Annotated in this window: 27 protein-coding genes and 3 pseudogenes; 19 read left to right on the top strand and 11 right to left on the bottom strand. The window is 31.5% G+C overall.

Annotation, left to right across the window (positions count from 1 at the left end; genetic code table 11):
* Positions 1-35: 35 nt before the first annotated feature.
* On the top strand, positions 36-899 hold the full coding sequence (locus JFU18_RS29095) for a hypothetical protein (protein WP_201035052.1): 864 nt from the start codon (positions 36-38) through the stop codon (positions 897-899).
* Between the two features lie 356 nt (positions 900-1,255).
* On the opposite strand, the gene JFU18_RS29090 is transcribed toward JFU18_RS29095, so the two are convergent.
* Positions 1,256-1,570, bottom strand: a complete 315-nt coding sequence (locus JFU18_RS29090) for a thioredoxin family protein (RefSeq protein ID WP_201035053.1) — start codon at positions 1,568-1,570, stop codon at positions 1,256-1,258.
* A 522-nt stretch (positions 1,571-2,092) separates the two neighbouring features.
* On the opposite strand from JFU18_RS29090, the gene hfq reads away from it, so the two are divergent.
* Both hfq and JFU18_RS29080 read left to right on the top strand, forming a co-directional pair.
* Complete coding sequence (gene hfq, locus JFU18_RS29085) at positions 2,093-2,281, top strand: RNA chaperone Hfq (RefSeq protein WP_016119488.1); 189 nt, start codon at positions 2,093-2,095, stop codon at positions 2,279-2,281.
* A gap of 390 nt (positions 2,282-2,671) precedes the next feature.
* Positions 2,672-3,751, top strand: coding sequence for an RICIN domain-containing protein (locus JFU18_RS29080; RefSeq protein WP_201035054.1), 1,080 nt, complete (start codon positions 2,672-2,674; stop codon positions 3,749-3,751).
* 579 nt (positions 3,752-4,330) lie between these two features.
* Here the strand turns inward: JFU18_RS29080 and JFU18_RS29075 are convergent.
* Complete coding sequence (locus JFU18_RS29075) at positions 4,331-5,596, bottom strand: phosphatidylinositol-specific phospholipase C (protein WP_201035055.1); 1,266 nt, start codon at positions 5,594-5,596, stop codon at positions 4,331-4,333.
* 184 nt (positions 5,597-5,780) lie between these two features.
* Positions 5,781-6,908, bottom strand: coding sequence for an RICIN domain-containing protein (locus tag JFU18_RS29070; protein ID WP_201035056.1), 1,128 nt, complete (start codon positions 6,906-6,908; stop codon positions 5,781-5,783).
* A gap of 605 nt (positions 6,909-7,513) precedes the next feature.
* Between JFU18_RS29070 and JFU18_RS29065 the strand changes: the two genes are divergently transcribed.
* The 8 genes from JFU18_RS29065 (at position 7,514) to JFU18_RS29030 (ending at position 11,057) form a co-directional block, all read left to right on the top strand.
* Positions 7,514-7,651: a hypothetical protein gene (locus tag JFU18_RS29065; protein WP_242486502.1), complete on the top strand. Its 138-nt coding sequence runs from the start codon at positions 7,514-7,516 to the stop codon at positions 7,649-7,651.
* A gap of 16 nt (positions 7,652-7,667) precedes the next feature.
* A complete protein-coding gene (locus JFU18_RS29060; protein WP_201035057.1) occupies positions 7,668-8,021 on the top strand; it encodes a hypothetical protein in 354 nt (117 codons plus the stop codon).
* A 63-nt stretch (positions 8,022-8,084) separates the two neighbouring features.
* The gene (locus JFU18_RS29055) at positions 8,085-8,498 is read left to right on the top strand and encodes a CDI toxin immunity protein (RefSeq protein WP_201035058.1); all 414 of its coding nucleotides are present in this window, start codon (positions 8,085-8,087) and stop codon (positions 8,496-8,498) included.
* Between the two features lie 111 nt (positions 8,499-8,609).
* Positions 8,610-9,185 carry a ribonuclease domain-containing protein gene (locus tag JFU18_RS29050; RefSeq protein WP_201035059.1) on the top strand — a complete coding sequence of 192 codons (576 nt, stop codon included), beginning with the start codon at positions 8,610-8,612 and terminating at the stop codon, positions 9,183-9,185.
* 20 nt (positions 9,186-9,205) lie between these two features.
* A complete protein-coding gene (locus JFU18_RS29045) occupies positions 9,206-9,481 on the top strand; it encodes a barstar family protein (protein WP_201035060.1) in 276 nt (91 codons plus the stop codon).
* A gap of 830 nt (positions 9,482-10,311) precedes the next feature.
* The gene (locus tag JFU18_RS29040) at positions 10,312-10,461 is read left to right on the top strand and encodes a hypothetical protein (protein WP_201035061.1); all 150 of its coding nucleotides are present in this window, start codon (positions 10,312-10,314) and stop codon (positions 10,459-10,461) included.
* Between the two features lie 137 nt (positions 10,462-10,598).
* The gene (locus JFU18_RS29035) at positions 10,599-10,838 is read left to right on the top strand and encodes a hypothetical protein (protein WP_201050433.1); all 240 of its coding nucleotides are present in this window, start codon (positions 10,599-10,601) and stop codon (positions 10,836-10,838) included.
* An 18-nt stretch (positions 10,839-10,856) separates the two neighbouring features.
* A complete protein-coding gene (locus tag JFU18_RS29030) occupies positions 10,857-11,057 on the top strand; it encodes a hypothetical protein (RefSeq protein ID WP_078178894.1) in 201 nt (66 codons plus the stop codon).
* Between the two features lie 196 nt (positions 11,058-11,253).
* Here JFU18_RS29030 and JFU18_RS29025 read toward each other — a convergent pair whose 3' ends face one another.
* The 6 genes from JFU18_RS29025 to JFU18_RS29005 form a co-directional block, all read right to left on the bottom strand.
* A complete protein-coding gene (locus JFU18_RS29025; RefSeq protein WP_002069235.1) occupies positions 11,254-11,370 on the bottom strand; it encodes a YjcZ family sporulation protein in 117 nt (38 codons plus the stop codon).
* Between the two features lie 137 nt (positions 11,371-11,507).
* Positions 11,508-11,717 (bottom strand): hypothetical protein, encoded by a 210-nt coding sequence (locus JFU18_RS30445; RefSeq protein WP_240381191.1) that lies wholly within the window; start codon positions 11,715-11,717, stop codon positions 11,508-11,510.
* 227 nt (positions 11,718-11,944) lie between these two features.
* Positions 11,945-12,520, bottom strand: a complete 576-nt coding sequence (locus JFU18_RS29020) for a hypothetical protein (protein ID WP_201033481.1) — start codon at positions 12,518-12,520, stop codon at positions 11,945-11,947.
* 134 nt (positions 12,521-12,654) lie between these two features.
* Positions 12,655-13,125, bottom strand: a complete 471-nt coding sequence (locus JFU18_RS29015) for an SHOCT domain-containing protein (protein WP_201033482.1) — start codon at positions 13,123-13,125, stop codon at positions 12,655-12,657.
* A 229-nt stretch (positions 13,126-13,354) separates the two neighbouring features.
* Entirely contained in the window at positions 13,355-14,008 is a 654-nt protein-coding gene (locus JFU18_RS29010; RefSeq protein WP_201033483.1) for a class D sortase, read from the bottom strand.
* A gap of 56 nt (positions 14,009-14,064) precedes the next feature.
* On the bottom strand, positions 14,065-14,637 hold the full coding sequence (locus JFU18_RS29005; RefSeq protein WP_201033484.1) for an excalibur calcium-binding domain-containing protein: 573 nt from the start codon (positions 14,635-14,637) through the stop codon (positions 14,065-14,067).
* Between the two features lie 482 nt (positions 14,638-15,119).
* On the opposite strand from JFU18_RS29005, the gene JFU18_RS29000 reads away from it, so the two are divergent.
* Positions 15,120-15,278: a hypothetical protein gene (locus tag JFU18_RS29000; RefSeq protein WP_201033485.1), complete on the top strand. Its 159-nt coding sequence runs from the start codon at positions 15,120-15,122 to the stop codon at positions 15,276-15,278.
* Positions 15,268-15,507 carry a hypothetical protein gene (locus tag JFU18_RS28995; RefSeq protein ID WP_201033486.1) on the top strand — a complete coding sequence of 80 codons (240 nt, stop codon included), beginning with the start codon at positions 15,268-15,270 and terminating at the stop codon, positions 15,505-15,507. Before JFU18_RS29000 ends, JFU18_RS28995 begins: the two co-directional genes overlap by 11 nt.
* 107 nt (positions 15,508-15,614) lie before the next feature.
* Here JFU18_RS28995 and JFU18_RS28990 read toward each other — a convergent pair whose 3' ends face one another.
* Positions 15,615-15,770 (bottom strand): DUF4021 domain-containing protein, encoded by a 156-nt coding sequence (locus JFU18_RS28990; RefSeq protein ID WP_201033487.1) that lies wholly within the window; start codon positions 15,768-15,770, stop codon positions 15,615-15,617.
* A gap of 99 nt (positions 15,771-15,869) precedes the next feature.
* On the opposite strand from JFU18_RS28990, the gene JFU18_RS30145 reads away from it, so the two are divergent.
* From JFU18_RS30145 to JFU18_RS30685, 4 genes and pseudogenes are all read left to right on the top strand, one after another.
* Entirely contained in the window at positions 15,870-16,064 is a 195-nt protein-coding gene (locus JFU18_RS30145; RefSeq protein ID WP_242488466.1) for a hypothetical protein, read from the top strand.
* Between the two features lie 470 nt (positions 16,065-16,534).
* Positions 16,535-16,768 (top strand): annotated as a pseudogene (locus JFU18_RS28985) (hypothetical protein); the annotation flags it as partial.
* A gap of 410 nt (positions 16,769-17,178) precedes the next feature.
* Positions 17,179-17,256, top strand: a pseudogene (locus JFU18_RS30690) (Gp49 family protein); the annotation flags it as partial.
* A gap of 280 nt (positions 17,257-17,536) precedes the next feature.
* Positions 17,537-17,653: pseudogene (locus tag JFU18_RS30685) on the top strand (N-acetylmuramoyl-L-alanine amidase family protein); the annotation flags it as partial.
* Between the two features lie 192 nt (positions 17,654-17,845).
* Here JFU18_RS30685 and JFU18_RS30140 read toward each other — a convergent pair.
* Positions 17,846-18,148, bottom strand: coding sequence for a hypothetical protein (locus tag JFU18_RS30140; RefSeq protein WP_002191567.1), 303 nt, complete (start codon positions 18,146-18,148; stop codon positions 17,846-17,848).
* 1,801 nt (positions 18,149-19,949) lie between these two features.
* Here JFU18_RS30140 and nheA point away from each other — a divergent pair.
* Both nheA and nheB read left to right on the top strand, forming a co-directional pair.
* Positions 19,950-21,110 carry a non-hemolytic enterotoxin subunit A gene (gene nheA / locus JFU18_RS28980; protein ID WP_201033488.1) on the top strand — a complete coding sequence of 387 codons (1,161 nt, stop codon included), beginning with the start codon at positions 19,950-19,952 and terminating at the stop codon, positions 21,108-21,110.
* A gap of 54 nt (positions 21,111-21,164) precedes the next feature.
* On the top strand, positions 21,165-22,367 hold the full coding sequence (gene nheB, locus JFU18_RS28975; RefSeq protein WP_201033489.1) for a non-hemolytic enterotoxin subunit B: 1,203 nt from the start codon (positions 21,165-21,167) through the stop codon (positions 22,365-22,367).
* Positions 22,368-22,397: the final 30 nt, after the last annotated feature.

Here is a 22,397-nt window from a genome sequence, read left to right as displayed (position 1 = left end):
AATTACAACTTAAAATAATTTAGAGGGGTGTTAACATGAACAATTTAGCCTTTTCTCCACGTGAATTAGGCGGGAAACATTCCCCTTTTCTCCTAACAATAGATGAATGGCGTTCATTCGCTCAATATTTGAACAGATGGATTTCAGCACCAACTAGTATCGATCAAGTCAAGGAAAGAATGTATCTCGTACTTGATGGGAAAGTCAAAAGTAATTGGGATAGACTCATAACAACTTCTACTTTTCGTAGATTAGTTGAAGAGGCAATTGCAACTAAGTTAAACGTTAGAGAAAAATGTAGGTTCTGGGACAATGGAGGACATAAAGATATACTTATCATTGCTCAAAATATTGTAGCCTTTGCGGATTTAATCTCTATTAAATATTATAATGATCTTAATCAAGTAATATCGGAAGCATTAACTGGTAAATTATCCCCTAGTACAAAATCTAAATTCATAAATATATGTAAAGATCTATCTAATCACGCACAAACATATTATCAACAGTCTCAGTCTTTGGCAACATCCCTTTCCGAATTTTATTCAGAGATTCAAAAATACGAAGAAGCAGAACAAACTTGGTCATATCTGATGTCACAGTTACCACTGCAAAATTCAAATGATTTCGTTGTCGCACAAAACACGGTTGTCTATTTAGTAGGTCCAGTCATGAGTTTGATTCGGCATAAAGAGTTCGTGTTCCCTGTTATTCGAAAAGTCCATAGAATATGGAGCGCTATATCTTATGATTTAAAAGAACTGGCAGATAATATTGATGATATCGACAATTTAGAGGAGTTTATTGCTGCTTTAGAACTTGAATTGGCCTTTGAAGATTGGAAAGCAATTCGTGATGAAGCTGAAAACTTCTATAAAAACGCAATTAACATTTCTTGAGGCTAATTACTCTTATTATAAATGTAGATTACCGCCTAATCAGCTAAACGAACAAAACAAAAGAAGAATCCAACTTGGATTCTTCTTTTGTTTTGTTCGTAAAGGTATACCTTTACAGACAGGTAGTTACTTTGCACCAAGTTGTAGGAACGCTGGTACTACCCCAACTAAAAAAGAGCAAACTGTATTTTTTATACGGTTTGCTCTTTTTTACGATAGATTATTTTTTGTATTATCATTATCAAAAATGAAGACGTTGGATAAACAATAAAGTAAATACAAGTAACCCTGTGACCTAGTTTTACATATATCTTGTCGGAAACCCAATTAAACATATGAAAACATGATTTAAATTTTTATACGCCTAGCAATTCAATTACCTTTTCTCTGGTTGTAATTCCTTCAAGCCTACCTAGTTCTTCTCCATCTCTAAATACAATAACTGTTGGAAGACTCTTTATACTACAATCCTGTGCCGAAAGGGGACACTCGTCAACGTCTGCTTTAAAAAATCGCGCTGCACCTTTTTTATCTTCAGATATTTTTTCTATAATAGGTTCCAGTCCTTTACATGGCTTACACCAATCAGCTGTGAATTCTATTAATACAGGCATATCGCTTATAAAACATGTACTTCGAAAATTCATATCCGCAAGTGTTTCTAATGGCATATTTCACGACCCTCTTCTACTTATTTTTTATTCATTTTCCTAATCTAATGGTACTCATTAATTATAGATTAATGCATTTTAATTTAGAACATTCAAAATATAAATAATCATAATACCTATATTGAAAAATTTCTAGCGGAATGATGTTAAGAATCTATCTTTCCGTCTTCTTTTTTATTTTAGGATTTTTAGAAAGTATTACATATGAAGACGATGAAATGAATTTTACAAAACTAAGAAAATGTTAAACCCATAAAAACCCGTTGTATCATGTGTATGTACTGATATAACGGGTTTTTTATATGAATATTTAACTGTCTATTTTACTAATTATAAAAAAACATGAACTTAGTTTTACTTTTTAGGGGTACTACTTCATGTAAAATGGGCATTTTATTTATATTTTTGATAGATTTCTTGCGAAATATGTACCTAGAGCGGTATTTAAATTTAAATGTGATACGATTGTTGTATAGTAGCAAGCATTAAAAGAAAAATAGATACAAATAGGGGGCTTATTTCATGTATAACTTACAAGAAGATATGTATGAACAATTGAAAGAGAAAAAAGGGGAAGTTACTGTATTTTTAAAGAATGGCGTTCCAGTACGTGGGCAGATCCTTGCAACGGATAAATTTACCGTTCTTATGATGGTTCATGGTAAGCAACAACTAGTCTACAAGCAAGCAATTTCCACAATTCTTAAGTAATTATTTTTCCTTTTTCGAGAGAAGAGGCAAAAACACCCAAAAAAAAGAAGATTGAGATCAATCTTCTTTGAAAAAGGAACAGATGACAGATTATTACTCCAACTCCTAATCAATTATAATTAAGCGTGTAGCGATATTCAATCCATTCTAAATTTTCTCAATATTTTTGTCTTATTATTAAATTATAATATAAGTAATTCTTTTTATTATTATATATTTGTTCTTTCCTGTTGCTGAATCCTTATCATAAGGATTCTTTTTTTATGGTGATATTTTCAAAAATATAATTATTTATATCCATTGAGAAATATCCATAAAATAGTATTTATTGTTATTTTTTTGCTATGATGAATTTGAAACTATCCATTTAAAAAGGGGAGAAAAAACAAAATGGAAATTAAAAAAGATACGTACTACAAAATGGTCAATAGAAATAGTGGATTGGTAGCTGATGTAACTGGCAGATCTACAAGTAACAGTGCTTATCTAGAACAATATCCATGGCAAGGTGAAACATTTCAGCAATGGTTGGTCTTTCAACTTAATGGTGGACTTTCCGCTATTGTAAATAGAAATAGTGGATTGATTGCTGATGTAGCTGGCAGATCTACAAGTAACAGTGCTCATTTAGAACAATATCCATGGCAAGGTGAAACATTTCAGCAATGGTCTTTTGAAGAAGTTGATGAATATTATAAAATCGTAAATCAAAATAGTGGGTTGGTAGCTGATGTAACTGGAAGATCGACAAGTAACAGTACTCATCTGGAACAATATCAATGGCAGAATGAGACATTTCAGCAATGGTCATTAGAGGAAGTAGAGGCAGTAACACTTCCTTCAGTAATTACTCAAGAGCTTCCTGATCCACCACAATATACAAGTTTAAATGATAATTTACCTGATTCAACAACTCCTGTAATCACAGCTTATACTTTAATGCCATGTATTATGGTAGATGATAATGGCTGGAGTGCTGTATCAAAAATTAATCAAGGCCCATATTATATGCTAACAAAAACACAATACTGGAAAAAAATCGATTCACATACATTCGCTCCTAGTGCACAATACACGTCAAAAACTACTTATGGAATGAGCGAAGAAGATCAAGAATCTATGACGCAAACAACAAGTATCTCTGTTACAGCAGATGCAGGGTTTTCATTTGGGAAAATGTCATCAAGTATTTCTGGAACGGTAACGAATGAACTACAAGTAAGTCAAAGTACTACAACGGATAAAATGACCACACAAGAAAATGATGAAACTATTACAAACAATCATGAATATGAAGTAGCTTGGAGTCTATATGCACTAGTAACACAATACGAGTTACAACGTGCAATTGGAACAAGCGTTACTTCACCTTGGACTGTTATTAATAAAAATGATGAAAGAGAAAGTTACTATCCTTTAGATTCTCCACCAGTGCCGACTTCACAAGCAAATCTAAAAATGATTAAGTAACATTAATTTTAGTTTTCATATATATTTGCTATTACCTGTTGCAGAATTCTTGTTATAAGGATTCTTTTTTTATATTACAAATCCATAAATAAAAAAGATAAGATCGGAGAGTATGATCTTATCTTAAGCATAAGGGAAAAACAAGTGACACAAACCATCTTAATTTTTATGATATTATATTTTTTGTTAATTTTCGATATAAAACCCATATTTAACATCTATATCAATATTGAGAAATTTATTACAAAATTAGATATAAATGATTCAAAATCCCAATGTAAACTTTTAGCCAAAGGTTTACTTTCATAGCATTGATTTTATTATTTTTAAGGATAGGGAAACGATTCAAGGAATGAGGTGCCGATCTGGTATGTACTTACAAAACAATCTATGGAATGCCCCAATAGGGGTCACCATATAACCGAATAATTTTTTCAACAAAGTTACAATTGAAAAGGAGCACCTGTTCCAAGGTGCTCTAAACACGACAATATGTTTTTAAGTAAGAATGACCATATATGCGGAAAAATTCTAATATTTACCTAACTTAGTGACTAATAAATGTTGATAAGTCAGTTTTTAGAATAATTCAGCTAATAATTCTCTTTTTCTAGTATTTAAAGGGGATATCTCTAAGGTATATTTATCGTATATCACATCATCTGGAATGCTAAAAGAGAAAGATACATTTATTTCTACTGGATTTGGATTACCCATAAACTGTTGTCCTATGGTAGCACCTGTAGTTGAATATAATGTAAGTTTTGCTGCGGAATTTGCAGGTATTTCAACGCTTATTGAAATATGTCTAATATCAGCAATATGTTTATCATTCAGTCTAATAATACGTTCAACTAGCCCTTTGCCTGGGAAGTCAGCTGCAACAATACCAGTATGTTGGAGTCCTGATCTTGAGAGGTATTGGGGAGTCATGATATTCATTCCACCATAATAAAGCCTATAATTTTCTGTTGGAAAATCGGGATACTGACTAGGACTGCCAGTTCCCATTAGTGGTTCGTCAGTGCCATATCCGTTGGCAACGAACTGAGGATCGGCTCCACTGGTACCACCATTTCCACTGAGGTGGTTGAGGTGGATTTTGTTTTGATCACTGTTAGCCTTGTTTAAATGATTCTTTACCTCAGTCCACTTTGTATACATGCCATCCATGCTAAATCTAACGTTATCGTGGTCTTGTTTTTCAAGATTCCCATAGTTAATACCGTATGCCTTAGAAACGGCGAAATTTTGTAAAAGTACAATTTTTCCTCTTACGCCCTTTAATTCTGGATTAGCGTTAACGCCAGAGCCATTTCCCGAACCAGCTGGTTGCCAAAAATAATTTTTATAACTAGGATTATCCCAATACCCTTTTAATATTTCTTCAAATGAGCGAGAACCATCTTCTGGTGTATGCTCTTCTTTTAAACGCATCAAAACTGTTTCCCTTGGATTTTGACGTAAAAATACAGTGACTTCGTTTAAAATATCACCAAACATTTTCTTTTGATACGCCCTGCCATGATGCATAGCAAAGGCAGTTCCAGTCCTTCTAGCACGTATATCTAAATAGCGAATACCAGAATTCAATTGTGTTGTAATGGACATTCTTTGGTTTATAATCCAACGATCAGCACCGGGTATGCCATGCAAAGCAGTCGATCCATGTGTACCAGGAATAGATAACTGACTGATTTTTGTTTCACCTCGAAGTGCATTCATCCAATTTTTGTTTTCGTATCCAATATTTGCATCGTATGCATAGCCGTTACGATAGCTGAGATATTCGCTTTTGCTCCATTTTGGTGATGGAGATTGAGTTTCTTCTGATTTCGGTTTCATATATTCCGCCTACTTTTCCGCTGAATTTTTTATTCAATTGTCATAGTTATATATTTGATACAAAATAAGTATCACAAATAACTGTTATACTCAGTGGGATATCACTACTTTCGTTTACTTGTATCAAAAGGTAGATACTAATCTAAAGCACCTTATAACATCGTTACAGATTGACAACTTATGATTATCGAGGAATAATTCGTGCAACTGTTCGTGATGGATCTGGTACTTTCCAATAAGACGCATCCCCTGATGTTATCATTTCACCATTCGCACGTGTTACATAGTATTCATTAATCAACATGTATTTTGCATATGCTATTTGATGCTTAAATGGATTCGTGTAAACCACCTTTTGCGTGATTTCCGTTGATTCCGTGGTTGATGTACTTTTGGTAACTGATAATGATTTTGTAATTGATGCTGATAATCCTAAAGAAAATCCTTTAAACATAAATCCTAAATCCGCACCTATTGATATTTCTGTTGTTTCCGTCATAGAAGTTTGATCTGTTCTAGAAACCCCAGTTGTTTCCGTATAGTCATATGTATCACTTGGTGCTAGTATTCTTTGAGTTACTTTCTGCCAATATTGTCTTCGTACTAAAATATAGTAAGGCGTATTTTTGATTTTTTGTTGTGCATTGTAATAAGGGTCTTTTACCATGAAATAAGGCATATATGTAGCATGTGTAATAACTGGTGGTGTGTCATCCGGTAATTCTTCATTTATATCATTTGTTTTGAAATCAGGAGCAGGAGGTAAAGTGCCTATTGTCGGAAGGTTAATAGAGACTGATCCTGATCTTTCTAGTGTGAATTTTTGATTTGAAGACCCTGAATAATTATAGGGTATAATTGGCGTTTTATCTTTAGTTGATCCGTCCATTACATCCCATACCTGCCCCGTTCTTTTTACTGCAATTGATCCTTCATTTGCTATAAAAAACTTTTGATTATCTCCGTTTTGAAAATCGTATTGTATAAGTATATCCGGCAAACCTGGTAAATTTGGTAAGTCCATAACATCCAGCACTTTTCCACTATGCTTTGCAGCAATTACAGAATAATTATTATCAAGGGTGAAAATTAGGAATCTTTGATTATCACTATTACTCACAGTATATTGAAAAGCGAATTTTTCGTTAGCAGTAGATCCACCGTCTATATCAATATATTTACCACAAAATGTACGGATTTTATAAAAATTAAAATCAGGAAAAGATATTTGCTTACCACTAGCTAGGACTTCACTTGGAATCAAATTCTCATCGTTAATCATAGATGTATTCATATTGTTTTCATTTGACATCACACATCGCTCCTCTATACAAAATTAAAAACTGTCAGATTATATTTCTAATTGACTTTCCTAAAACTGGTACCACTCAATAAATATAAATTATTAATATAAAATTGAGACCATTTATTTAGAAATAAATAGGATTTCCATATTGAGAAATTTATTACAAATTTTGTTGTAAATGGTTTGAAAGTCGAATGTAAACTTTTAACCATTAGTGTACATTCAAAATATTGATTTTATTAATCTTATCCGACTTTATCTATTTTTAGCAAAATCAATAATAAAAGTATACATTCAAAACACTATAAACAAAAAGATCAAGAAACCTGTAAACAAAAAAACAATTCATTAATATAAAAAGAATACCACCTTTAAAGGCGGTATTCTTTTTATATTTTCATCTAAGCAACTAAATAATTAAGTGCCATATATATGGCTAGAAATACACCTACTACTAACTCAAGACCAATAATTATATATGAAACATTTAAATACAAATCTCTTATGCTTCTATATATAAACATAATCCCTAATAAGAAAAATGTAACATATAAAAATACACAGAGAATAACGGGTTTGTTCATGTTCGAGATGGTAATGGTACAATAAGGATGAGAATAGATCCACCGGATAAAGTAACAAAATATGATCATGTACATTTATATGATGAGAATAAAAATCCATTAGATTTAAATGGAAATATAGTAGATGCTAAAAGTCCAGATGCTCATATTCCATATAAAATGTAAGAATTGAGGTGGAAAAATGAAAGTACAGAGAATACATGAAAAAATTGATAAGTTATATTACTGGGATGCTTGGGTTACTAAATTAGCATGTGATTATTTTGGTGATGAAGTGAGTTTAATTTTTAAAGATGGGGATGATGATGTCACCCTTCAATTTAGTGGTTGCTATAAAATAGATTTTAAACATAGTATGGGATATGTAAAAGAAAAACCAATAAAAACTTTTACACATGAACAGTTACCGTATTTTCTTCATGATATTGAAATTGGTGAAATAGAAAAAGAAGGTTTGAAATTATATAACTGTAAAATAATTATGCCTCCTATGAACTTAGAAATATGGTGTAAGGATATAAAAATCGAAAGATAAGTATCTATAATTAAAAACATATAAATAATTAATTTCTACGTTTTTTATTAAGTAGGTGATAAAATGGCAACATTGTTGGAAGAATGTATTGAAGCATTAGGCAAAGAAATTGAAATTTTAGAAACTAATCAAGGGAAAATGATAGTAAAAAGTTTTGGGAATGCATTTCCTATTACATCATGGGGGAGAGTAGATTGGTCCAATATTCAAAACTATGGTGATTTATATAATGAGGATGAAATAAAAGTATATCTACAAAACTGTTTTGGAACATATTCTCAAACAGTATATATTATTTGGGATAATGCTAGAGTGCCAATAATTAAAACAAATTTACATCAAGTTTTAAAAGTAATAGATGATGTTACAGCTGTTAGTTTTGATACGTGGATATATTCACCAGATATGGGCTATGTCATTGAATATCTTCATGATGGTGATATACGTATAGGAAATGTAAAAGATATTATTAAGTAAAAAGAATTTTTATTAACAAACGTAGGAATTATTGATTCCTACGTTTGTTTAGTATTAAGTAAAAAGTTTATTATCTGAAAGTATTGGAAGATAAAGTGATAGTTACTATGGTTGGGGTTTGCTGAAGATACATGTAATTACATCAGGATTGGGACAGGAAAAGAAATTGGACAACTTATCAAAGTTGAAGATGTAACAACAGGTAGGAAATATGGACCAGAAGATTATGGCTGGGGTACACTATCCGTTGTATCAGGTGGTACTACACGTGTAATTGGTAAAGTTGTAGGGAAAATTGGTGACCTTGAAAAGAAGGGAAAGGCACTAGAAGCGGCTGCTAAAAATACAAAATTCACAAAATATCCTACCGGTTTTGATGAAGTTGCTAAGTATGTAAAGGAACATAAAAAATTACCGGTTAATTATATTACGAAAGATCAAGCTGAGGCTTTAGGATGGGATAGAAGAAAAGGAAATCTCCACGAAGTAGCTCCAGGAAAAAGTATTGGTAGAAATATTTACCGGAATAATGAAGGTCTATTACCAAGTGCTCCAAATAGGACTTGGTATGAAGCGGATATTAATTATTTATCAGGATATCGAGGGAATGATAGAATTCTTTATTCTAATGATGGATTAGTGTATAAGACTTCTGATCATTATAAAACATTTACCGAAGTAAAATAGGAAATAGAGGGATTGAATTTATGGAAATAGTAAAATTGGATGGAAGAAAATTCACTAGTAAAGAAGTATTGCACCAAGCATTAAAAAAACAATTAGATTTTCATAGCTTTTATGGGGAAAATGCGGATGCTTTGTGGGACTGTTTAACTGGGTTTATAGGTCTTCCTATAACAATAGAATGGGAATTTTTCGAGAATACTCAAAAAATGTTAGGACCTTATGCAGATTTAATTTTAAAAACATTCCAAGATGCACAAAATGAAATGCCAGGTGAGTTTTTCATTGTTGTAAAATAACTAAAAAGAACTTAGGTAAACATAAAAAACGTAGAAATAATTATTTTCTACGTTTTTTATTGTATCAATTTGAATACTTTCCCAGAGTGGCCCCTCATACCCAGAATCGTTTCCGTACCCCATTAAGAGATAAATATAGAAATATTAATGGTTTTATTATACATAATATGGGATGTTTTTAGTAAGTAGTTATAATAAAAAAACACCCAAAGGTGTCTTCCTGCGACTGGAACCACTTTACTGGAAATTAAGTAAACACGTCCTATAAAACAGAATCATTTATTTTTACCAGATTGTTAGTGTACAAATACAAGAGAATCGAGATCTTTTGTTTGGCTAGATTAAAGCAACGCCACATCTATATGGTTGAGATGTGTTACGCCTTCTAATCGGAGAATCTGTTTTATAGAACGTGTCCACAATTTATATTTTACTACATGTAATATTTATTTAGTGTAATTTTTACAAACATGTATAATTGCATAAAGTTTATGAAAAAATGAGAGTATAATTTGGTATTGTGTAATAAAGATAAAGTCCACCTACGGAAATAGGTGGGCTTTTTTATTGGGTATTACTATCTCAGTGCACAAAAGGGAATTTGTATTTAAATAATAGCATATCCTTAAAGTTCTTATATTGAGAAATAAAGAAAAAACACTCTTAGGTGCCTTCCTCCGACTTGGACTATCCTGTATTAATGCCGTGCCTATTAATAAAATAAGTTATATAAATAATTTGTTATACTTCCATGTCCCCTAGCTGATATAATTTATAAGGAAATTATTGGTTAATTAATAGCGCACATATATTAGGGAGGTACATGAGTCATGGAGTTAATAATTTCTTCATTTGTATTAGTGGTAATATTCCTTATTCTTTCGATAGTTTTAAGTGGTAAAGGTCAGCGAATAGCAAAAGAAGTTTTAAAAGAGCTTATTAATGGTCCTGAGGGGAAAATGTTGGTAGGTTTTTTTTGATCTGCAGCAGTTACAGGAGTAATTTTTGTCATTTGGCTTTTATTGAAGTAAGCATTCCAGTTACTCGGGCTGATATAATTTACAAGGTAATTATTGGTTAATTAATGGTTCACATATATTAAGGAGGCGCATAAGCCATGTTAGATGTAATTACGGCATTTTTCTTACTAATTTTCCATTCTATTGTTTATCTCTTTTCAAGTGGAGAAACTAAGCAAATAGCAAAAAATCATATAAAAGAAATTGTTAATAGTCCGGATGGAGTAATAATATTAATCGTTGCTGCGGCACTTTTAATCGGGGGATATATTTATTATCAGTATGATTTCAGATATCTTAGCTTAAAACGTATAAGGAAATTAATAGTACATATATAGTAGGGAGGTACATAAGTAATGATAGATATAATATTCTCATTGTTCTTAGTGGTTACGTATTTCATTATTTATCTCTTTTCAAGTGGAGAAAAGAAACAACAAGCAAAAGAAAATCTAAAAGAGGTTATTACGGGTGCTGATGGTAAACTCCTATTAATTACTCTTATGGGAATTATAATCGTGGTAATCTATTTATATTTTTATGGTTTCGGTTTATGAATATAAACTAAAATCATATCCAAGTATAAGAGACAATGGTTCACCTGGGAAGTATGCGTATTATGGTGGAGAATGGGACACAGGTGGTCTTTTTGGAGAAGCCAAATGTGTTTATAATAAAACTGATGAATCGGATAATAAATAATATACATAAAGAAAAGACACCCATATAAGAGTGTCTTTTCCGATAGTTTGTTTAGCAGAAGCAGCTAGCTCCAACTATGATTAATAAAATAAATAGTACAACTAATAAAGCAAATCCTCCAGCGAAACCGCCGCCGCCACAACTACCGCAACTACCACCAAATCCCATTTTAATCTCTCCTTTGAGTAGGAGGGGAAATTCAAGGTCACTCATGTATTTTAACGGGTTCACTTTACTTTATGGTTTTACGCATTAATTGAGCAGGTCCTTTTGAAAATAAAGAAAAGACACCCAAAGTTGCCTTCCTACTCTGTAACAAATTTAAATACATAATACATGAAAAGTAACAAAGATAGACTTGCTAATCTGCTAGCAATTGATTCCGTCATAAACTTCATAAGTACCACTTTGACAATCAATGCTAAGAATAACGGTATAAACAGTATCATAGCCAGCTTGATCGCTAAGTCGTTTATAGTTGGATTAAACGCTTCAAAATTAATTATGATATTCACTTACCTTTCTTTTATTCTTTTATATTTATAATACAATTGATATTATTTTGTCTAATAAAGAAAAGACACCCTAAGGTGCCTTCCTCCGACTTGAACCACTTTAATTTTAATAATATAACTTTTAAAACAACGAATATATCTTTAATCTTTCATATAATATATTATCATATTTTTCAGCGAATTCAACAAAGAAAAGACACTCTTTCGAGGGCCACTTAATACCCATATTAAATACTTGGTGGTGCATCGATTGAAACGTTGATGTCAGTAGGACTTCCGAAAATGGAGATTCTTACTCCGTCCACCATTATGTTCTCACTATCTTTACTAGATTCTTTTCCTTCAACCATTTTGTCTAGTTTATCTGACCATGTTAATCCTGTAGCTTTTATCATAGCTTTAATAGTGTTAAGATCCGGCGCTCCATTATATAACATACTGTCAATTGTCTTGCCATCTCTTCTTAAACTCACACTAACCCACTTAGTATCTGTGTTACCATAGTTTTCTTCTTTTGTGTAATAAAATCGATGGGTTTTAGTGCTTTCTTCAAGTTCAAGATTAAAAGGTAGTATTTGAATACCTTGACCAGCTAACTCATCTTTAATTTTATTGTAGTTTTTTAGGTATTGATCTGTAGTCATATCTTGAAAGGCTAATTTTTCTTTAGATTTTGTCTCTTCTTTTTTATAAGCAGGCTCAGATGACTTTGACTCAGTTGTAGTCTTTTCGTTCGAGCTACAAGCAGCCATACCCATAAGTAATGCGCTACATGTTAATGCTGTAAGTAATTTGCGTTTCATTGTGTTACCCCCAGTATGTATTGGTTATATAAGCTAAAATGTAAGATTTCTTATCCCATGGTAGCAAATAAGTTATTTGTATTTTGTCATATTGTGTCGAATAGGAATAAAAAAAGAGAGCGGATGCCCCCTTATTATATTCCTAATAGTTGTTTCTTTTTTGCTGTAAATTCTTCTTCTGTTAGAATTCCTTGATCTTTCAATGCAGCTAGTTTAGTGATTTCGTCAGCGACAGAATAGTTATTTACAGGATTTGTTGTAGAAGAATGCTCATTAGAAGCGAAAGTATTTTTTTCTTGTTCGTTCATATACCCTTCTATTAACTCTTTTGCTTTTAAGAAATTGTTATATTCGTGTTTATTAAACATGACAGTATTTTCATCTTTTGCCAAGTCAGAGGTGGATCTAGTTTTTACTTCAGAGCTTCCAGGGAAAACGAATTGGATATAACCATGTGAAAGGAAGCCTGGTGGTTTGAATTGTATACCCGTAAGACTTTTGATTTGGATTTCTTTAGATCCCTTACCGATTAAACGAGAGTATTTAATAGTAATTTTAGTTGGTGTGACTACTAGTGTACTTAGTTGCCCTTTAAATTCTAGCATGTATATCTCCTTTTTTTATAACAGTTTATATTGATAATAAGATGATAATAACAAATTATACCTTCTTAATTTGTCATATTCTGTCGAAAGATAAAAGAAAAGACACCCAAAGGTGCCTTCCTCCGACTTGAACCACTTTAATTTTAATAATACTAATATGAGTGTTGGATTTCCATCCAAATATTATTTTACCACTGAAAATAAAAAAAGAGAGCCGAAGCTCCCATCTTCAACGAGTGGAGAGTAGAGATGATTCAATTATGTATCGATCTGGAGCGTCTCCTATATAGTCAAAAGGATAGCAAGTTGTTAATGTTAATGTTGGCTCACTTTTGTCTACAATAACTGTTCGATCTTCTGAATCCGTTATCCAATGCTTGTTAATTCTATATGTATATGTTTTATTTTCATATTCCACGATAAGTTGGTCATTTTCCTTTAGTTGATCAAGCTCGGTAAAAACAGTATCTCTATGCCCACTTAAAACTGTATGTCCATTTCCAGATGGTGTAGTAGTTAAATCACTAACAAACATACCTACACCTTTTTTCAGTACTTTATCGTCAGCTCCCCAATATACAGAGTATTTCTTTTGTATTTTAGGGATAATTAAATATGCCACTTTATCTCCTAATTGATGGTTTACCGTTGAAGCTGGAATTTGTACAGGTTCTTCAGGTTGTAATGAAGTCTCAGTCTCTGTTTGATTGATGTCTGTTGTTTCATTTTCTTTAGAAGGTGTGGAGATCTCATAGTGTTTCGCTTCGTTAGTCGTTAGCGACTCTGCTGATTGTCTAGCACCATACCATTCTAGAAAATAATAGGAAAAGATAGTAAATCCAATAACAATTAAAAATAAGCCTAACCATTGTTTTTTATTCATTTTTATCACTCCATTTGAAAACGACAGGATTTCTCCTGCCGTTTTAAGGAACTATTTTATGCGTTTGTCTTTTTACGACGGAACATTAATACAGATCCAGCCAATGCTAAGCCTAAGCTTGCTAACATCATTGTAACACCGTTTGATGCTGTATTAGGTAATTTTTCACCTTGTTTTTTAGTTTCTTTTTTCACAACTGTATTAGTATTTTTCTTTGTTTCTTTTGCAGTTGTTTGAGGATTAGTATTTGTTGTTTGGTTGTTTTGTTTTGAATTCTCTTGCTTAGTATTTTCTTGTATAGCAGGTTCTTGCTTAGTGTTTTCCTGCTTAGTATTTTCTTGTTTAGTTTGTTCTTGAGGTTTAGTAGTTTCTTTATTTTCTGTTGTAGTATTTGTGCTTGTTGGATACTTATAATCTTCACATGGAATGCCATCTTTATCATTATCTAAACGATGTGGATCATTTCCAACGCCATATCCGTTCTGATCCCAGAATGCTTGAGCATCTTGTTGGCTTTTAAAATGTCCACAATTTTTTGTATCATTAGGACTCTTGGCTGCAAATGCAGCAGAACTGTACCCCACTGTTAATAATGTAACTGCTGTTGCTGAAGCTAATAGTTTTTTCATAAATTTCTCCATCTCCCTAAATGTTATGTATTTACATTGAAATATTTTACATTTTAAAAATTAACAATACAATAATAATTTGTAGATAAATGTAAGATTTCTAGATAATAATAGCAAACTATCAATTCGTATATTGTCATATTATGTCGAATGAAAATAAAAAAAGAGAGCCGTAGCCCTCATTGGTTAATTCGGTAAAATTATGTAAAATTTTACCTATTACCTTTGAAAAAGATTTCTTTTATTATGAAATTAAATCACAATATTTCATTATTCTCACCTAAGAACCTTACATAATGATCAAGCTGCTTGCAGAAGTTCTCTCTTTGGCTTTCAGATAACACCCCATACTTTTTTTGAACACCAATTAGAGTATTATGTAGCCTTTCATCATCAATAGCGTCAGTGCGCCCAGTAAGCACATCTAGTATGTACAAGTATATGGATTTAGACAAAATCGTTATTTGAAAGGGGAATGAGTAATGAAGGAAATTGAGGAATTAAAAGATTGTCTTAGAAATGAAATGGTAACGCGAATGGATGATTCGGACATAGTTGATATATTAACTGTTTTGCAAAGAGCGGAAGAAGAAATTGAAACAAAGTCACTACAAGCTCACAAGAACTTTAGTGAAAACTGAACAGGAACATCATAAGGCGTTGGAACTACTGCAGGAGGATGCAAATAAAACCATTAAAGAATGGGAACGTATTAGCGATAAACAAGTTGAACATTTAACTCGAAACGGAAAAGAAATTATTAATTTGACTGAAACATATTTTGATACACTAGTGTATTTATCTACATTGGGAGATATTGCTGCAGTTCATAAAGCAATAAAAGATATTGTTGGTGCTACCCCTTGTTGAGGATAAACAAATTTCTTAACAAAAACGCTATTTGGTCTAATCTTCGAAAAATAAGAGCACTTTTGCAATGTGCTCTTAATTAGAAAGATGTTATGTGTAAATATGTACTAGGTTTTTGGTGAATTGCTTTTTTTACGGTGATCTTTGTCTTCAATATCAGTTTCAGGCATTCCGTATAATCCGTTCATAGTCTGCTCATCTAAATCAAGACCAAGCACATTATTATTTGTCACATCATCTTTTTCTTTTTTAGAGTTATTCATATATATCACCTCCTATTTTTAGGATGTCAAGAAGCGACATAAACATTCAAGGTTTGTTTCATGATAAAAACTTCATTTTAGAGTAAGGGGAGTTGGGTAATGGGGTTAAAGGAGTATGCTATTTACAAGGGTGAATCGCTAATATGTATTGGAACTGTACAGGAGTGCGCTCAATATTTGGGCGTACTTCCTAAGACAATACTCTTTTATAAGACACCATCTTATATAAAGAGAGTGGCCAGCAAAAAGAAGGCTCGTAATTATTTAACTGTTACGGCGTTAGATGAGGGTTAGTATAAAAATTTCACTTTGTCTTAATATTTTTAAACCACGAAAAAAGGCTCTGCTGTTTCCAACAGAACCTTTCCTAAAACGGCAAAGAGTAACTCTTACCTTACTCTTCTCTGAATATAATATATCATTTTAATTAATAATGCAATATATTGATGTAAAAAATTATTTGTATGTATTTAAAAAAATGAGAATATGCCCTAGTGCGGTGCATGACTAGGGCATAAAAGTTAGTTGGTAAATATCTTCATAATTAATAATAACACATTATTTATATGTAATGTTAGGAATTATGGATATATATGATTTTCGAAAAAACTTTATAAAAATTTCATTTTGCAGAAAAATTTTCGCACAAAAAAGAGCGCTGTATACAAGTGCTCTTAAAAAGGAGGCCCTATGAGTGAATAGCTGCCATATCCGTAATATATGCTTGCCCTTTCAAATGGTGACAAGCTGATTAATATAAAAGAGCAGCAAGTGAAGGGGCTAACTATGTAGCTGTACAGATTGAAATGGATGGATTCCCTAGCGACGAGGTAATTATTAACGATAAACATAATATTGTTTCTAAATTAGAGTATTACAAGAAAACTTACAATGAAGATTTAGAGCATAGATACGCTCCAGGAATCCGTATTGTAGGATATGCATATGGCTATTCGTTTTCAGGAGTTCAACGTGAGTTAGGATTATCAGTGGAATAATGGTTAAACCAATAGCAATTATCGTAGGCGCTGCCGTGATCTTGGCGGTGTCTTGTTTGTTGTTAAGGAAAGATAAGGTTAATAATTTTTGAAAATAAAGATTTTAATCTCTTCTGATGGTATAATTCCCTTATTATTGGAATTAAAAAGAAAATACATACAAATAAAGGGATGGTTGATTTGAATGGGGAATTCTGATCACAGAGAAACAAAGGCAATATTAAAGATAGGGTTCATCTATATACCACTTGCATTTGGAGGATTTGTTTTTTTAAATATATTAGGTTACTTCAGAAAAATAAAAATAAAGATTATGCATTGGAAAAACAATTAATCTATTTAATTGTTTTTTTATTTTTCCCTAACAAAACAAACGAACACAACGAACGAAAATAGAGGAGGAAGTAATAATGAAAAATACAATTACTCAGGAAGATATTAATAGTATTTTAGAAAGAACACATTGGACAATAGAAGAGTTTCATGGTAATGAGTGTCTTTTCTTGTTAATTTTTAGGATTATTAGGAAATTACTTTCTCAATGAACAGAAATTATATACTGATGTATAATTAAATCAAGGTTATTACCCTTATCGTTTTTAGATTGGAAAGCTAACATCTTATTGATTCACTCTCCACGAAAGAAGATTACCCAACACAAAAGGGTCACCTATGAAAATAGGTGGCCCTTTTGTGATTGCGCACTCGTGCACATCATACCATTTTAAAAATTAAACAACGATTAATCCACCATGGATAAAGTTAACAAAAACAGGTGACTTTACGTATAAAGATAAGAAATTCTCCTTTAATCAAGACGGGGAAATGGTTACAGGGTGGGTTACATTAGAATCCCTTGTTAAAAAAGTATATCCTGAGCCAGATTAAGGAAAAGTATTGCGTGCAAAAGTATTGATTTTCCTAATTATGGATATTATTAGGTCTATTACATCATGAATTTTCTGTTTTTTCGTGTTGTAAATAAGCTATTTATATAAGGTTACATAACACCAATTAGGGGCAAGCAAATAGTCTTGTAACGTACCAAATTCACTTATAACACACATTATATATGAGTTAAATGAACATTATAGCCAAGAAAATAAAAACAGTAAAAATATGGCTAAACGTAAACAGTATGCTTTCATTTGTAATTGAATGCGAGAGCTTGGAATTATGACGAATAATTTTTTTCATTATAAAGCCATATAGGATTGAAATTACTGTAAGTACAAATAGTATAGTTAAAAATTTCATCCTATTATAGTCCACAGTTGTTGCTGTAATAATAGCAGGTTTTATGGCAAAGAAATATGCCATTAGATACATAAAGACATTCAAAGTACAATATACAGAAAAATTTATAATTTTTTTGTTCAAATTGATCCTCCTCATAAATAATCTTGTTTACAACATCTCTTTCAGGATCATTTGGTATGATAACCTTTATACCATTAGATTCTAAATGTGATTTGTTACCACCCTAATCTAGAATCGAAAACACTGTGTAGGTTCTATGTCTCTATCAAATGATTTTTTGCACCAGAACCAAAAAAAGAGATAAGAACACTTTTATTAAATGCACTATCTCTTTTCGAATATGTAATGCATATCCCATGTAAATTTACCACATATTTTAATGGGACTTACAGATTGCTCTTCAACAAAAATTATACCTCACACTTTGTAAAAAATATACATTTTCATTTCTTGTGAAATCCGCCGTGGAAATATATGCAATTCAAACATATTGACGTATTATATCTATCTATACCTATCGATACATATTATTATAATTAATATGTATCGAATATATATAAAGGTTTATCTGTAAGAATGCTACATTCTTCTCTATTTACCTATACTTATAATTTCACTAATTAATTATGATATAGATATTAATTTAAAGTTATTTATACAAAACAAATAAATGGATTTTTTAGGTAGAGAAAATGATATACCATTCTGTTTACTTAATTCACATAATTTTCAAAATTAAAATCTATGGATGTTAATATTTGTTATATAATATACTTATCAAAGCATTACCCCTGTAGTTTTATAATGAATCTGTAAGATAGTTTGTTTGTCCCGTATATTCACCTTAACTAAAAAGAACTTGTAGTGATTCCTACAAGTTCTTTTTGCCTTTCTTATTGTAATTAGGAATGAAAGTAAACTTTTGGGTAAAAGTTTACTTTCGATTTTTGAATCATTTATAGCTAATTTTGTAATAAATTTCTCAATATAGATATAATTATCAATTATGGTTTTAATATTAAAAATTAACAAAAAATAATTTATAATAACAATATGATAGTTATCCTTTTGTTTACTCCTTGTGCTAAAGATAAGATTGTGTTCCCGATCTTATCTTTTTTCTTTGTAGATTTTTGATACAAAAAAAGAATCCTTATAATAAGGATTCTGCAACAGGAAAGAACAAATATATAGTAATAAAAAGAATTTCTTGTATCATAGAACAAGTATCTGAAGTTGATATGTAGTGTATCTAGAGTCTATGTAAATTTAAAGATTTTTTTAATAAAATGTTTTTTTACATCTAATTAGGATATTGGCATAATTCATCCAATTATAGGTAAATTTGTAAATATTTTTTCGAGTTAATATAAACTGAAACAAAAACCAATTATCTGCATAGGTAATTGTTTTTTGTTTATTGTAAGTTAGTTATTTAATAAAAAACAATACATGGGTATGAAATGAATATTATGACTCATTTTTACAGGTATCTCGTTTAGACACATTTATCCATTTGTTATATTTTGTATTATCTCCCTTTTCAGGGAATGGACTAAAACACCCACATTCAAAAATATTGTAGAATTTATGACAATTAACGATGGATTTCTTAATTCGTATATATCTTTTTATTTTAAATATGACATTACCAAAAAAATATATATATTTTTTTGGTATATATATAACAAAACATAAAAAAAACTAGTCACTATTATCTTATAGTGGGTGATTAATCGTAATATTGCGTATTTTCTGATGTTTATATATTCTAATAGGGGGTATCTTTTTCCATCCCTCCAAAAAGGAGAATAAGAAAGAATCTAGTCAATATCTATTGCTATTTCCTTTATAAAAATAGTAATTGTAACAGACTTATTTTAGAATCTCTCTTTAAAAAATAAGAAAAGGAGGAGTTCAAGTGAAAAAAACTTTAGTTACAGGATTATTGGTTACAGCAATATTAGCAAGTCCTTCCAACTATGTAAGTGCTTACGCGGAGAGGGTGCAGTCTAAATCAGAGTCAACATATGTACAAAATGTCAAAAATGCGAATACATTATCACATTCGATTAGAACGTTAGGTTCACAATCACCTTTAGCGCAAGCATATGGATTAATTATTTTACAGCAACCAACCATTAAAGGGACTGGTATGAGCAGTTTAACGAATCACCAAGAATTTGTAAAAAATCATGTTCGCGAATGGTTAGATGAATATAATCCTAAGTTAGTTGATTTAAATCAAGATATGCAGCGTTTTAGTACAAGATTCAATGGTTATTATGGTACATTATATGATTTAGCGGAAACGGTAAATACAGATGCGGAAACAAAAGTGAGTTTTGTAAATGCTTTTAATAGACTACAACAGGACGTACAAACTATCCAAGATAATATGAACCAAACCTTATTGCAGCTAAATCGTTTTAATGATTTATTGCTTCAAGATAACAAAGGGTTTTCTGAAAAAGCAAAAATAGCAATTCAATCCTTAGAGGGGTCAGATGGAACTGTTACACAGCTAAGAGCTGATATTAAAAGACTTCAAGAAGAGATACTGGTAGAACTCGCAAAAATTTTAAATAGACCAAATGAAGTTCGTAACGGCGTTATAAATATTGGGAAGCAAGTCTTTACGATTGCGGGCGGAGCAGCTCAGACTCAAACTATAGATTTTATCTCTATTTCATCTCTTGGTGGTGGAATTTTAGATCTTTTCGACAGCCAAACAGCTGCTTCTGCTAGGATCATTGAGCAGAAACAAAAAGAATTACTACCACTAATTCAGCAGTTAGCAGAAACCCAAATTCAAGTGACTGAAATGACTTTTATTGAGGATCAAATGAATGGGTTTACTGAGATGATTAAGAGGCAAATTACAACTTTTGAATATTTGATGAATGATTGGAAAGCGCTAAATGATACAATGATCCAAATCCAACTCAATCTGAGTGCAGGGGCACACATGGATAGTGTTGGATTGCAAAATCAATTAATTCAGCTCAAAGAATTCAGTGATGAACTGTATTTGCAAACAAAAAAGTATGAAAATTTCATTACAAATGTAACAATAAATTAAGTTTAAGCAAAGAGTGGAATATGACTATACTGAAAGTTAAAGGAGAAGACAAAAATGGCAAAAAAGCCTTATAAAGTAATGGCTTTATCTGCATTAATAACGGTAATGGCAGCAGGTAGTATCATGCCAACATATGCTTCTGCAGCGGAAAGCATGGCAAAATCAACTCCTATTCACGCTAAAACAGGTACAACGGACGATTACCCGGATTATTCATTAGGACCAGAGGGTCTTAAAGAGGCAATAACAAATACAGGGTCAAATGCTTTAGTAATGGACCTTTATGCTTTAACAATCATTAAACAAGCAAATGCTGATTTCAATGGGCTCAATTCAATTGATACATCTTTACGAACGAAAATAATTAATGATCAAAATATTGCCAGAATAAATGCAGGGCAATGGTTAGATAAACTTAAACCGCAAATGATTTCAACGAATCAAAATATTATTAATTATAATACTAAATTTCAAAATTACTATGATACGTTAATAGCAGCTGTAAACAATAAGGACAAGGAAACATTATCAAATGGACTTACAAGGCTAAATAATGATGTTGTAGCAAATAAGGCGGAAGTTGACGAATTATTAGGAGAACTGCGAGAATTCCGAAAGAAAATGGCAACAGATACGCAAAACTTTAAACAAGATGCTACTCAAATAACGTCTATTTTAGCAAGTCAAGATGCTGGAATTCCGCTGTTGCAAAATCAACTCACAACGTATCATGCTACAATTGCTGAATATAATAAACTGCTTATTGCCTCAGCAGTTGCAACAGCTCTAGGCCCACTTGCTATTATAGGCGGAGCAGTTCTAATTGGTACTGGTTTAGGAGCTAAACTAGGAGTGGTGTTCATTGTAGGTGGTTTAGGAGCAACAGCAGGAGGTATAGCGGGAATTGTTATAGCAAAGCAAGAGATGGATAAGGCTCAGGAAGAGATTAAGAATATAACAGGACAAATAACCCAGGCTCAATTAGAAGTAGCTGGTTTAACCAATCTAAAAGAGCAAACTGAATCCTTAACAGAGACTATTGATATAGCAATTACTGCACTACAAAATCTTTCAACCAAATGGGATGTAGTTGGATCAAAATATAAATCTTTACTTAAAAATATTGCAGTTATGGACCCTAACGATCTATTTTTCATAAAAGAGGATCTCGATGTGGCTAAAGATAGTTGGAAAGAAGTTAGAGATACTGCTGCAAATCTTTATGAAACTGATATTAAATTAGTAGATACAAAATAATCAATTGATTTTATGTGATAAGGGTTCCCT

The organism is Bacillus sp. TH22, assembly GCF_016651015.1.
Taxonomy (GTDB): Bacteria; Bacillota; Bacilli; order Bacillales; family Bacillaceae_G; genus Bacillus_A; species Bacillus_A mycoides.
The sequence above is the reverse complement of the archived record's forward strand: the minus strand, read 5'-3'. Positions and strand labels throughout refer to the sequence as shown.

What these genes read in the sequence shown, in the direction of transcription:
- JFU18_RS29070 (WP_201035056.1), bottom strand. Translation starts at nt 6,908, where the DNA reads ATGTCAAATGAAAACAATATGAATACATCTATGATTAACGATGAGAAT.
- JFU18_RS29000 (WP_201033485.1), top strand. Translation starts at nt 15,120, where the DNA reads ATGAAGGAAATTGAGGAATTAAAAGATTGTCTTAGAAATGAAATGGTA.
- JFU18_RS29060 (WP_201035057.1), top strand. Translation starts at nt 7,668, where the DNA reads ATGAAAGTACAGAGAATACATGAAAAAATTGATAAGTTATATTACTGG.
- JFU18_RS29065 (WP_242486502.1), top strand. Translation starts at nt 7,514, where the DNA reads ATGAGAATAGATCCACCGGATAAAGTAACAAAATATGATCATGTACAT.
- JFU18_RS29025 (WP_002069235.1), bottom strand. Translation starts at nt 11,370, where the DNA reads ATGGGATTTGGTGGTAGTTGCGGTAGTTGTGGCGGCGGCGGTTTCGCT.
- JFU18_RS29005 (WP_201033484.1), bottom strand. Translation starts at nt 14,637, where the DNA reads ATGAAAAAACTATTAGCTTCAGCAACAGCAGTTACATTATTAACAGTG.
- JFU18_RS29040 (WP_201035061.1), top strand. Translation starts at nt 10,312, where the DNA reads ATGGAGTTAATAATTTCTTCATTTGTATTAGTGGTAATATTCCTTATT.
- JFU18_RS28990 (WP_201033487.1), bottom strand. Translation starts at nt 15,770, where the DNA reads ATGAATAACTCTAAAAAAGAAAAAGATGATGTGACAAATAATAATGTG.
- JFU18_RS29075 (WP_201035055.1), bottom strand. Translation starts at nt 5,596, where the DNA reads ATGAAACCGAAATCAGAAGAAACTCAATCTCCATCACCAAAATGGAGC.
- JFU18_RS29020 (WP_201033481.1), bottom strand. Translation starts at nt 12,520, where the DNA reads ATGAAACGCAAATTACTTACAGCATTAACATGTAGCGCATTACTTATG.
- JFU18_RS29035 (WP_201050433.1), top strand. Translation starts at nt 10,599, where the DNA reads ATGTTAGATGTAATTACGGCATTTTTCTTACTAATTTTCCATTCTATT.
- nheB (WP_201033489.1), top strand. Translation starts at nt 21,165, where the DNA reads ATGGCAAAAAAGCCTTATAAAGTAATGGCTTTATCTGCATTAATAACG.
- JFU18_RS29015 (WP_201033482.1), bottom strand. Translation starts at nt 13,125, where the DNA reads ATGCTAGAATTTAAAGGGCAACTAAGTACACTAGTAGTCACACCAACT.
- JFU18_RS29045 (WP_201035060.1), top strand. Translation starts at nt 9,206, where the DNA reads ATGGAAATAGTAAAATTGGATGGAAGAAAATTCACTAGTAAAGAAGTA.
- JFU18_RS29010 (WP_201033483.1), bottom strand. Translation starts at nt 14,008, where the DNA reads ATGAATAAAAAACAATGGTTAGGCTTATTTTTAATTGTTATTGGATTT.
- JFU18_RS29030 (WP_078178894.1), top strand. Translation starts at nt 10,857, where the DNA reads ATGATAGATATAATATTCTCATTGTTCTTAGTGGTTACGTATTTCATT.
- JFU18_RS29055 (WP_201035058.1), top strand. Translation starts at nt 8,085, where the DNA reads ATGGCAACATTGTTGGAAGAATGTATTGAAGCATTAGGCAAAGAAATT.
- JFU18_RS29095 (WP_201035052.1), top strand. Translation starts at nt 36, where the DNA reads ATGAACAATTTAGCCTTTTCTCCACGTGAATTAGGCGGGAAACATTCC.
- hfq (WP_016119488.1), top strand. Translation starts at nt 2,093, where the DNA reads ATGTATAACTTACAAGAAGATATGTATGAACAATTGAAAGAGAAAAAA.
- JFU18_RS30145 (WP_242488466.1), top strand. Translation starts at nt 15,870, where the DNA reads ATGGGGTTAAAGGAGTATGCTATTTACAAGGGTGAATCGCTAATATGT.
- JFU18_RS29090 (WP_201035053.1), bottom strand. Translation starts at nt 1,570, where the DNA reads ATGCCATTAGAAACACTTGCGGATATGAATTTTCGAAGTACATGTTTT.
- JFU18_RS29080 (WP_201035054.1), top strand. Translation starts at nt 2,672, where the DNA reads ATGGAAATTAAAAAAGATACGTACTACAAAATGGTCAATAGAAATAGT.